The sequence below is a fragment of the Neptuniibacter sp. 2_MG-2023 genome, from assembly GCF_030547495.1.
Taxonomy (GTDB): domain Bacteria; phylum Pseudomonadota; class Gammaproteobacteria; order Pseudomonadales; family Balneatricaceae; genus Neptuniibacter.
In genome coordinates this window covers 1-11374 of sequence record NZ_JAUOQC010000026.1, presented here as the reverse complement: position 1 = coordinate 11374, position 11374 = coordinate 1, and the positions used below count along the sequence as shown (strand labels likewise).

General features: G+C 43.6%; 13 protein-coding genes and 1 pseudogene. 2 read left to right on the top strand and 12 right to left on the bottom strand.

Annotation, left to right across the window (positions count from 1 at the left end; all coding sequences use genetic code 11):
* The 10 genes and pseudogenes from Q4486_RS15710 to ccmA all read right to left on the bottom strand — a co-directional run.
* A pseudogene (locus Q4486_RS15710) lies at window positions 1–837 on the bottom strand (hypothetical protein); the annotation flags it as partial.
* Between the two features lie 64 nt (window positions 838–901).
* Window positions 902–2149 carry a c-type cytochrome biogenesis protein CcmI gene (gene ccmI, locus Q4486_RS15705; RefSeq protein ID WP_303520101.1) on the bottom strand — a complete coding sequence of 416 codons (1248 nt, stop codon included), beginning with the start codon at window positions 2147–2149 and terminating at the stop codon, window positions 902–904.
* Window positions 2146–2619: a cytochrome c-type biogenesis protein gene (locus Q4486_RS15700; protein WP_303419829.1), complete on the bottom strand. Its 474-nt coding sequence runs from the start codon at window positions 2617–2619 to the stop codon at window positions 2146–2148. The genes ccmI and Q4486_RS15700 overlap by 4 nt, the downstream gene beginning before the upstream one ends.
* A complete protein-coding gene (locus Q4486_RS15695) occupies window positions 2616–3161 on the bottom strand; it encodes a DsbE family thiol:disulfide interchange protein (RefSeq protein WP_303419828.1) in 546 nt (181 codons plus the stop codon). The genes Q4486_RS15700 and Q4486_RS15695 overlap by 4 nt, the downstream gene beginning before the upstream one ends.
* A 44-nt stretch (window positions 3162–3205) precedes the next feature.
* Window positions 3206–5161 (bottom strand): heme lyase CcmF/NrfE family subunit, encoded by a 1956-nt coding sequence (locus tag Q4486_RS15690; protein ID WP_303419826.1) that lies wholly within the window; start codon window positions 5159–5161, stop codon window positions 3206–3208.
* The gene (ccmE, locus tag Q4486_RS15685; protein WP_303419824.1) at window positions 5158–5619 is read right to left on the bottom strand and encodes a cytochrome c maturation protein CcmE; all 462 of its coding nucleotides are present in this window, start codon (window positions 5617–5619) and stop codon (window positions 5158–5160) included. The genes Q4486_RS15690 and ccmE overlap by 4 nt, the downstream gene beginning before the upstream one ends.
* On the bottom strand, window positions 5616–5795 hold the full coding sequence (gene ccmD, locus Q4486_RS15680) for a heme exporter protein CcmD (protein ID WP_303419822.1): 180 nt from the start codon (window positions 5793–5795) through the stop codon (window positions 5616–5618). Before ccmD ends, ccmE begins: the two co-directional genes overlap by 4 nt.
* A gap of 10 nt (window positions 5796–5805) precedes the next feature.
* Entirely contained in the window at window positions 5806–6564 is a 759-nt protein-coding gene (locus Q4486_RS15675; RefSeq protein WP_303520100.1) for a heme ABC transporter permease, read from the bottom strand.
* Window positions 6565–6576: 12 nt separating this feature from the next.
* Complete coding sequence (gene ccmB, locus Q4486_RS15670; RefSeq protein WP_303419818.1) at window positions 6577–7296, bottom strand: heme exporter protein CcmB; 720 nt, start codon at window positions 7294–7296, stop codon at window positions 6577–6579.
* Window positions 7296–7931 (bottom strand): cytochrome c biogenesis heme-transporting ATPase CcmA, encoded by a 636-nt coding sequence (gene ccmA, locus Q4486_RS15665; RefSeq protein WP_303419817.1) that lies wholly within the window; start codon window positions 7929–7931, stop codon window positions 7296–7298. Before ccmA ends, ccmB begins: the two co-directional genes overlap by 1 nt.
* 232 nt (window positions 7932–8163) lie before the next feature.
* Here ccmA and Q4486_RS15660 point away from each other — a divergent pair, with 232 nt between their 5' ends.
* Both Q4486_RS15660 and Q4486_RS15655 read left to right on the top strand, forming a co-directional pair.
* The gene (locus Q4486_RS15660; protein WP_303520098.1) at window positions 8164–10008 is read left to right on the top strand and encodes a flagellar hook-length control protein FliK; all 1845 of its coding nucleotides are present in this window, start codon (window positions 8164–8166) and stop codon (window positions 10006–10008) included.
* Window positions 10005–10334: an EscU/YscU/HrcU family type III secretion system export apparatus switch protein gene (locus Q4486_RS15655; protein WP_303520097.1), complete on the top strand. Its 330-nt coding sequence runs from the start codon at window positions 10005–10007 to the stop codon at window positions 10332–10334. The genes Q4486_RS15660 and Q4486_RS15655 overlap by 4 nt, the downstream gene beginning before the upstream one ends.
* Window positions 10335–10343: 9 nt before the next feature.
* On the opposite strand, the gene Q4486_RS15650 is transcribed toward Q4486_RS15655, so the two are convergent.
* Window positions 10344–10745, bottom strand: coding sequence for a DUF2802 domain-containing protein (locus tag Q4486_RS15650; RefSeq protein ID WP_303419811.1), 402 nt, complete (start codon window positions 10743–10745; stop codon window positions 10344–10346).
* Window positions 10746–10781: 36 nt separating this feature from the next.
* Window positions 10782–11186, bottom strand: coding sequence for a hypothetical protein (locus Q4486_RS15645; protein ID WP_368500067.1), 405 nt, complete (start codon window positions 11184–11186; stop codon window positions 10782–10784).
* Between the last annotated feature and the right edge of the window lie 188 nt (window positions 11187–11374).

Genomic DNA, 11374 nt, shown 5'->3' with positions numbered 1-11374 from the left:
TGGCTCTGGCTCTGGCTCTGGCTCTGGCTCTGGCTCTGGCTCTGGCTCTGGCTCTGGCTCTGGCTCTGGCTCTGGCTTAACAGTTTTAATGCCTTCCACCAATTGGTCAATAACATCAAAAAGTTCAGGCTTTCTTTCTATCTCTTCAACATCACTATCGACGCTTTCAACATCAGAAGCATCAACAACATTTGCGTCTGTATCTTCATCTTCAGATACGACCTCTGCATAATCAGAAGGTTCTCTATCTACCACTAATAGCGGTGGTTCTGGTTCTGGTTCTGGTTCTGGTTCTGGTTCTGGTTCTGGTTCTGGTTCTGGTTCAATAGAGGGTGCAGGTACCACTCGTGCAGGACCTAAAATTCCATCATCAGAAGCACCAAAGGCTGACGGCTCATTTTTAATAGTAGAGACGCCCTCCTCCATAAAATCATTTGGCAGACTGATATCATCATCAACCGGCTCTGACTCTACTTTCCTTGCAGGGCTAACAATCCCTTCATCTAAGGATAAGCTATCATCCCAGGGATCATTTTTATCGAGCGGTGAATTATTTTCGGTATGTGCAGAAAATGCACCATCCTTATCAGGTGCAAGTTCAGGGCGGTGATCAGAAAAAAGAGGATCGCTGTCTAATGAAACCCGACGAGCCCCACCACCAGGCAGCTCTGGATTAAACGACTGTTGTTCAACAGGAGGAGCATCAACAAAGTTTTTATCGATGTTCATTTTTAGACGATTACGCCCGCTTTGCATGCGTCGCCATCCGTCTATAATTATCAGCAGGATTAATATTACTCCGCCAACAATCAGCCATTCACGCAGACCGATTTCCATGTGCCTAGTCGCGCCCCTTTCTCTTGTAATTATCGATAATCATACAACTATAAAAGAGCTGGTTTTATTCGACAACCTTATCGATAACCAACATCAATGGTAGTTTCCCCCCTCTCACCTCTACAGGCGAGATAATACCGTACAAATCGCCCTTTTGAGCTTGCGGCTGATCTGATAAAGAAATTCTGGCCGACACTTCAACTTCAGCAACCGATGATAAAGTTACTTGAGGATTCATTGCCATTGTATCATCTAATACAACCTGAGTAGGTAGATCAGATACCTTTAGCTTAACCGCAGCCAATGGTATTCGCCCACCAACCTCTTTCGCAAACACAAAAATCGTTTGTTCTGGTGTTACTTGCTCTTTGAACCCTGGGCTTAAATCAACTTGTAAGGTCACAGATGCAATTTGCAGCTCCGGAATATCGGGGACGTTTTTACCTTGTGCAATCAATTCATCCCGCGCCTTACGAACACCAGAGCGAAGAGATTCCGCTGTAGCTCCTTCCGCATTTCGTAGGGCCGTCAACCAATACTCCATGGCCGCTTCGAAATCTTGTTTTTCGTAGGCCTCAATACCCAAAAGTCCCAAAGCCGTTATTTCCAATGGCTCAATAGCTAATGTTTTATCGATTTGGGCTCTAACTTCATCTGTTATTTTACTATTAGCGGCAAAAAACAGCGCTTGTGCATACTGGCCATTAACGCTGGCATATTGAGGCGCATCAGACGGTAGAAGCTCTAATATCTTTTTAAAACCTTCAGCCCCTTCTGCATACCGTCCTTGATTCATGTAGGTTGTCGATAGTAAAAACCACCCTTCAGGATTATCAGGATTTAGCTGTAACTCTTTCTCTAATTGAGCAACGGCTTGCTCAAGAGTAGGTTTTTCCCCATTAAAAGGATCATTAGGTTGATGCAAGGCTATATCTAAGTCCGCCGAACGGCCAAATACAGAGTACAAACCGAGGCCAGCTACCGGAATCAACATAGCGAGCAGTGTAACCGTCACTAATGTTTGGGTTGTTAGCTGTAATTTACCGGCTTTTGAACCTGTGTCTTCCACATCAGACAACAAATTTCTCTCTAATTCCGTTTTTAAAGTAACGAAATCAGTTTCATCTAGATTGCCCGCAGACTTTTCATTTTCCAGCTCGGATAAACGTTCACGAAATATTTCTATATTCTGTTGACCGCGATTTTCAGCCGATTCAACCTCTACAACGCGCTTAGCACGAATAAAAGGAAGAAAAACGAACGCGACTGCAATTACCGTTAAAACCGCAATTCCACCCCATAACTCGATCATTTTTGCTCACCTTTACCTAGAATATCGTTCAACCTTTCTGCCTCGTCATTATTAAGGTGAGTTTCTGAGTCATCCTCTTGATCACTACGCTTACGCTTTCTCGAAACGGCGATTAAAACAATAATACCGATGACTACTAAGCCAAATGGGCCATACCACAAAATGTAAGTCGTCTCATTTACAGGCGGGTTATAAAGAACAAACTCCCCATAACGGGCAACTAAGAAATCTTTGATTTCATTATTATCTTTACCATCCTGAACCATTTTATAAACTTCATTTCTAAGGTCTGCAGCAATCGGCGAGTTAGAATCTTGAAGGTTTTGGTTCTGACACTTAGGACAACGCAGTTCAAAGGTTAACTCATTAAAACGCTCGCGTGTTGCATCATCTTTAAACTCAAATGTATCTATAGCCGCAAACACACTGAGAGGAATAAAAATAACTATCAGCGCTACTAAATATCTCATTGTGACAATACCTGCTTATCGCTTTTAAGCTGATCCATAATCCCTTTTAAACTCCCCCAGACCTGCTGATCTACAACACCTACATGCTTATATCGAATAATGCCATTAGCATCTATAACATAAGTTTCAGGTGCGCCATAAACCCCCAAATCTAAGCCTAAGCTACCTTTATCATCAAAAATATTTAGGGCATATGGATTAAGGTATTTCTTTAACCAAGTATCCGCTTTTTCACGCTCATCTTTGTAATTGATACCAATAACTTTATAACCTTCCGCCTTAATACGGTTTAATTGCGCATGCTCCGCCTTACATGAAGGGCACCAAGTAGCCCACACATTCACCAAAGCCACTTCGCCTTTCAGATCAGCTTCTGTAACTTTGCGCTCAGGATCTAAAAGCGAAGGCAATTCAAAGACAGGCAGTGGCTTATCAAGCAACGCCGACGGCAATTCAGTAGGGTCTAGCTGAAGTCCCTTCCATAAAAAAAGCCCCATACCGACAAAAATGGCAAGCGGAATAAATAAAATAAATCGACGCACAATGAATCTCCAAACAGCGCAGGTATAACAACCCTAGCCAACGATTAAACAGTTTTAACTTTACGTTTAGCTTGTTTACGATATCGAGGATCTGTAGCCGCCAACAAACCACCGGCTGTCATCAACAACCCTCCTAACCATAACCAACGGACAAAAGGTTTATGCTGAATTCGAACCGCCCAAGCTCCACCATCTAAAGGCTCACCCAATGCGACATAGAGATCTCTAGTTAAACCTGGATCTATATCCGCTTCAGTCATGACATTACCGCGCGCTTTGTAAAAACGTTTCTCAGGGTGTAACGCACCATAAGGTTCGCCATTTTTAAGTACACGAATCTGCGCTTGATCGGCCTGATAGTTAGGCCCTTGAACAACCTGAGCACCATCGAAGATAAACTCATACTGTTTAAAGGTTAAGGTATCACCAGGTGCCATTCTTAAATCACGTTCCTCGTTATAAACCGTCACCAAGGTCATCCCGACAATAGCTACAGCCACACCAATGTGTGCCAAAACCATCGCATAATAACTTCTTGAAAGGTTCCTTAACCCCTTGAAAGGGTTAGCCTTATGAGACACTTTATTCCAAATATCTTTGACAGAAACACAAACAACCCAGAAGGACAGCACCATTCCAAGCGTTACACTCCAATCAAACTGATCGCCATAGACAACAGAAAAACTAGCACCTAAGACAACACTAACCAGCATAGGGATAAGTAATTGCTTGGCAATATAGCTGCCTTTAGTTTGTCTCCAGCGAGACACTATACCCGCGCCCATTAACACCACTAAAGCAGACATTAACGGAACAAATAAAGCATTAAAGTAAGGAGGTCCTACGGATATTTTCCCCTTGCCTAATGCATCAATCAACAAAGGATAAAGAGTGCCCAGCAACACCATCAAAGCAACAATAACCAATAGAATATTATTACCTAACAACAATGTTTCTCGGGAAATCAGCTCAAAACGTGATTCACTTTTTACATGGGCAGCTTTAATTGCATAAAGTAAAAGAGACCCACCAATAGTGATCGCCAATAACGCTAAGATAAAGTAACCGCGCTCAGGATCCGTCGCAAAAGCATGAACCGACGTCAAAACCCCCGAACGAACTAAGAAAGTGCCTAATAAGCTGAGAGAAAAAGCAAAAATAGCTAATAGCACCGTCCAGCTTTTAAACACCCCACGTTTTTCTGTTACTGCCAAGCTATGAATAAGCGCAGTACCCACTAACCAAGGCATAAATGATGCGTTTTCAACTGGATCCCAGAACCACCAGCCGCCCCAACCAAGCTCGTAATATGCCCACCAGCTACCTAACGCGATACCTAATGTTAAAAAAGCCCAAGCGACAACCGTCCAAGGTCGAGACCAACGCGCCCAAGCAGCATCTAAACGGCCACTTAATAGCGCAGCTATAGCAAAAGCAAAAGCAACTGAGAAACCAACATAGCCCATATAAAGCATAGGCGGATGAATAATAAGACCTATATCTTGCAATAGAGGGTTAAGATCACCACCTTCCACGGGGAAGTTTGGAAGATGACGCTCAAATGGGCTAGAGGTCATCAGGGTAAAGAGGATAAAACCAACCCCAATAATACCCATCACACCTAATACTCGAGCTACGATATCCTGAGGCAAATTATCGCTTTTCAGCGCAACAGCCCAAGTCCAACCACCAAGAATAAAGACCCAAAGTAGAAGAGAACCTTCGTGCCCCCCCCAGATCGCACTCACTTTATAATAAATCGGCAATGCCGTATTTGAATTGGTAGCAACATAAACGACCGAAAAGTCATCTGTTACAAAAGCATAACCTAAGCAAATCAAGCTCACTAATAAGAATGCAAACATCCCTGTAGCAAGCGGTCGAGCGTAGCCCATCCATAACGCATTATTACTATAGGTTCCTGCAATAGGGACAACCGCCAGTAACGCAGACATACATAAAGCTAGAATAAGTGCATATTGACCTAACTCAGGAATCATTTGTTATAAACCTCAGCTTCAGGCTTAGGCATATTGCCACTCTTTTCTAATGCATCCGCCACTTCAGGAGGCATATAGTTTTCATCATGCTTAGCTAACACTTCTGATGCCTGCAAGACGTTATTAGAATCAAGCTCACCTTGTGCAACAATACCCTGACCTTCACGAAAAAGGTCCGGTAAAATACCGTTATAATGAACAGTAACTGTTTGATCATAATCAGTAATATCAAAAGTGACATTCAGACTCTGCTGATCTCGATTGACGCTACCATCGACCACCATACCACCGGCGCGAATACGGGTATTATGAGGTGCTTCTCCTGCCGCAATCTGGGTAGGTGAATAAAACAGGTTAATATTTTGGCTGAGAGCAAACATAGTTAACCCCACAGCAATACCAACACCAAATACAATAAACAAAACAATGATCAAACGTTGTTTGCGTTTAGGGTTCATGAAGATTTATTCTCCCTGCGCAGGCGACGTACAAGATCAGAAACGATTTTCTTCTTCTGTAGTGCCGGATTAACAATATTAATTACAACTACGACTAATGCGATGGCATAACTCAGCCAAACATAAAAACCGTGCCCTCCCATCGCAATAAAATCCGAAAAGCTATCAAAATTCACTTAATCTGCCTCACTGCTTTTCAACTAATTCTTTTACCCAACTTGCACGACGTTCACGTACAAGAATTTCATTCCGCGTTCTCATCATCAACGAAACAGCAAAGAAACAGTAAAAACCGATTACCATTACCAATAAAGGTAGCCACATCTCTGGGGCCATTGCTGGGCGTTCTGTTAATTTAAACGTGGCAGGTTGATGGAGTGTATTCCACCAATCTACTGAATATTTAATAATAGGAATATTCACCAATCCAACTAGCGCTAACACCGCCGCAGATTTTGCCGCCATGGCCTCATTCTCGATAGCGGAATAAAGAGCAATAACACCTAAATAAAGAAAAAGAAGAATCAGCATAGAGGTTAAACGTGCATCCCAAACCCACCAAGATCCCCAGGTAGGTTTGCCCCAAATAGCACCTGTTGCTAGTGCTAACACAGCCATAGTGGCACCTATAGGAGCACAAGATTTAGCCACCATATCAGCCACTTTCATTTTCCAAATCAAACCAATGGCACCCGCAATCGCCATCATCATATAGCACGATTGGGCCAAAAGAGCGGAAGGTACATGAATATAAATTATGCGAAAACTATTGCCTTGCTGATAATCAGATGGTGCAAACAGCAACGCCCAAACGGTACCTGCAATAAGAAACAGGAATGCGGCTACCGCAAATCCAGGTAATAGCTTACCCATAATTTCATAAGACCAACGTGGTGATGCAAGTTGATAGAACCAACGAGGCATCCAATTCTTTTTCTCACTCATAAGAACCTTAACTTATCCACTCACGGAAATTCGTAATGCTGCGCTAATAGCTAAAGGTGCCAAAACCAAACCTAGTGCTAATATAGCCCCCAACAAAGCAAAGAAACCTGCCAATGGCAATCCGGTAACCGCTGCTTGAACCGCGCTCGTACCAAAAATCAGTACGGGAATATAAAGCGGCAAAACCAACAACGAGATCAACACCCCACCTTTACGTAACCCTACCGTTAACGCAGCACCAATAGCACCAACTAAGCTCAACGTGGGTGTACCTATCAAGAGACTTAACATCAAGCCCGACATACCCTCTGCAGGCAAAAACAACATTACTGCCAATAACGGTGCTAATAATGTTAATGGTAAGCCACTCATCATCCAATGGGCTAACACTTTAGCTAATACAATAACAAATAAAGGCTGAGGGCTTAAAAGCGTTTGCTCTAATGTCCCATCCTCAAAATCCGACTTAAACACGCTCTCCATAGAGAGTAACGTCGCTAATAATGCGGCGACCCATACAACGCCAGGAGCAATCTGAGCAAGAAAGTCTGGCTCAGGACTTACACCGAGAGGGAATAAAGTCGCCACCATTAGAAAAAATATCAATGGGTTAAACAAATCGCTTTTCTTGCGATAGGCCAACATTAAATCCCGCTTTAAAACAGCCCCAAAAAGACTCAAGACAGAACTTGCCTCTGAATTAGCGCTTTCATTTGTCACAATTCTTCCCATTAAGTTCCCGCTAATTCATCAAGATTAAAACGACGAACCTTTTCGCTAATCGCTAATTCATGGTGGGTTGTTAAAATAACAGATCCACCATTAGCTGCATGGTCCAAGATCAATTGTTCTTTCTGTGCGACGCCTTTTTTATCAATTGCAGTAAAAGGTTCATCTAAAATCCACAATTTTGCAGAGGTCAGATACAACCGAGCTAAACTGACCCGTCTATTTTGCCCTGCAGACAATGTATGACAAGGCGAGTCTTCAAACCCTCTTAAGCCTACTTGCTCTAATGCCATAGCAATCTTTTTACCATCAATAGATGGATGCATTGCCGCATACCAATGAAGATTTTCTTCTGGCGTTAGAACGGCCTTAACACCTGGGTGATGTCCAAAATATAGGAGCTCGCGTCTAAAATCGTCTTGAACTGTTGAGAGTAAAGAGCCTTTCCAAAAAATATCACCTTCATAATGATTAGAAAGACCACTTAGAATTCTTAAAAGAGTCGTTTTCCCACTACCATTTTGTCCTTCGACTTGGATTACTTCGCCCGCATTAATTGCAAAGCTAAGATCCTCAAACAGAATACGGTCATCGCGCTCGCAATAAAGTTTGTCCACATGTAACAGCGCTGTACTCAAACCGTTCTCCAAAACAATAAACAACCTAGGGCTAAGTTTCAGAGCAAGTTTTCACCTTAAACTATACTTTTACTGAAATCGGCCGATTAATAAGCGAGTGATTATATACGATTATCAGACAGCTCTGCACTGTTGTATTGCTTTCTAAAAGTTGGAAACACCTCCTCATTTAGATGTACTCTGATACCTAATACTCACCATCTGACAGTCCATTACTTAGATAGGTTATAATTTGCTTCCTCAATTATCAGGTATTCCGCTACAAACAACCGAAGCGAGTTCAGATTCATCCCGTAATCTGAATACGCTTTTGCCGGTCGGGCGGAATGTCAGCGCTACTGTTGTTGCGATAAGCAAAGACCAAACTCAACCTGAAATTTTTCGTTTAAAATTAGAGGTCAACAACCGATTAATTCAAATGGGGGTATTTCAAGCCCTGCCTATTGGCCAAAAAATTAATGTAAACCGCCAAAGCGATGGACAAATTCAGATAACACTGCCCAATCAACCAAACACCACAAGTAAGCAAGAGCCGGCAGCTACACAAGCAAACATCACCTCAAACACCCAGCAAAAAGGGCTGAACGAGCAACTCCTTAAGCTCAATATACAAACACCAGAAAACAGCGCAAAACTTCCTGTAGATATAAAGACTCTCGCCGCGGTGATTAGTAGCCGTCCTATTTACACTGATAACGGACAAAACACTCAAACAACGGCTGCCAATACCGCACAGAAACCAACAACCAGCGGGGCCCTATCAACGCCAACTTTATCTGCAACTACTCAGACAGTCGAGACAGGTGGGCGAACAAGCTTAATCGCGAATGCAGCACAGAACACTACAGCATCAAATCTCGTCAATACAACCCAAACAACACCATCAGCAACGCTACCAGAACGAGCTATTCAAGGGAATACTGCCACTCAAACAGCTCCATTGGTAGGCGTTACATCTGGAAAAAATGAACCACAAGTAACACCACTCCCTACAGAAAACAAAGGCACAAACCCAACCCCGCCTAAAGAGATACAAACAGGGGTTACTCCTTCTGATACTAAACCTACCAATAGCACTAACAACATCACCCGCTCAGCGGGATCCGTATCACACCACATGCTAACCCTCGCCCTGCCCGACGGTACGAAGATGGAGCTGGCCTCCCCTCGCCCATTACCACAAGGCACGCAACTTCAACTACTTAAGACTTCAAATAATGAAGCTCAAGTATTGCAGATGAGAGAACCACAAAACACACCCGCTTCCGCTTTAGAAAAACCAGCAATACAAGAGACTTTACGCAATGCTCTACCTGCCCAAATAGCCACGGCGGATGCTTTTAGCCAATTATCTCAAGTCGCTGCCCAAGCACAGGGAAGCCAAGCAACACAGATCAGCAGCGTGGTTCAATCGATGCTACAGCTATTTGGTGTTCGACCTGGAAGCCAAGAAGCGCCATCTCAAATCAGACAAAACATTGAGTTAGGTGGGTTATCCACAGAGCACAATTTAAGTAAAGGCTTAGCACCGCAACCTCAAGATATGAAAAGCCAACTGCAACAGCTTCAAAAACTAGCGGACTCTTTACCTGCCGAGCAAAAAGAACGTTTAGAACAGTTACTCCAGGGTGTACATTCACGTGTAACCAGCCAACAGCTCCACTCCCTACAGCAGTGGCGAGAGATGCCGGATGGTGGATTTGAACGTGTGCTACAACTCGACCTACCGATCAAAAATGGGGAGCAGTGGGATAATTTAGAGTTGCGTTTAAGTAGAGAAGGAGGCACCAATGCAGCTGGAGAGATGATCTCCGTATGGCGCGTACGCTTACATTTCGATTTAGAGGAGCAAGGTGGAGTGGATGCGGAGATACGGCTAACTGATGGCCATGAAATCAGCACCCTATTTTGGTGTGAGTTAAAAGAAACCGCTGACAAATTACGCGAACGCTCAGAAGAGTTCTCTACACGCCTACGCCAATGTGGTTTTGATAATACCGAGGTGACCTGGCACGAAGGAACAGCGCCAGAACAAAAACAAACGATCCACAAACAACTTGTGGACCTACACACATGAAATTTTCTAAATCAGATCAATACTCCGAAAAAAACCGTAAGAAGGCCATCGCTCTAAAGTATGACCAAGGTGCGGGAAAGGCCCCTCTCATCGTTGCCAAAGGGATGGGGGATATTGCCGAACAAATTATAAAATTAGCCGAAGAAAACGACATTCATATTCACGAAAGCCCAGAGCTAGTTGAAGTTCTGATCCGATTAGAACTAGGCGATGAGATACCTGAATCCCTTTATCGAGCTATCGCAGAAGTGATTGCGTTTGCCTACAGCCTAAAACATGGCAACCAAGAGATGATAAACAAAGCAATTCAACAGAATATTAAATAAGCGTAGGATCTAATTATCACGCCCTAGAGATTGATGGGGAGTGTGTAGCTCTTTATGTAAAAGAGCCATTAACTCAGCCTCTGGCCGTCCAATACCACAATTCTGCACTAGATCATCGACATCGGCCCCCATCTCCATCAAACGGGTAGCTTGATTGTAGGCTAAAGCGGTTGGATCCCGATTCTCTAATTCTAGCTGTTTATCCACTGTAAGATTAAGCTTCTGCTCGACACCAATTAAACGACGCCCCATACCAATTGAGCTATTTGTCATCGCTTGTATCTCATTTCTGAGCACATTAATAAGCGCTTGATGCCGACGCTCGTGCTGTTGCAAACGGCGAAATAAAACGAAACAGGCAGCACAAGCTCCCACAGCAATAATCAATGACGCCACACTCAACCAAGACACTTTAATTGCTTCCCTAACATTGTTTTAACTATCAATTCAGAAGGATTGATCAAACTGTTTCATAAGCTCTGGAATATCAAGAATAGCGCAACGCTCTTCCATATATGTTCCCCACAACCATGCCCGTGGATTATCACTACTTGCCCAAGATACTTTATCTGCAGGTATACGAACCGACTTCACCAGCTCATCACATGCTAACGCCCAATGGCGTCCTCGTAAAATAATCAGTTCGCTGTATTTTGCCATTTCTGGCTTATAGCGCTCCGGAATTAGCCATAATGCAGTATCTATAACATTAGTTTCAGCAGATAACCCACCACCAAAACGTCCTAAACACCAATCATGAGTACCATCTAAAGTCAGCGCTACTGAACTTAAATGCACCGCACCTTCTATATGATCAAAAGGTATTGCCAAATTAAGCCCATGCATTTTCACCAAGACACAGTTGATCTCTCTGCTAGTCGCACCCGATAGACCTGCATGTTCCGGTGCTCGTGCTGCGGCTTGTGGCTCTGGCTCTGGCTCTGGCTCTGGCTCTGGCTCTGGCTCTGGCTCTGTCGATTGCTCTCGCTATGTCTCAGGCTCATGCACAGGCTCCGGGTCTGGCGCAGGATGTTGCAGGG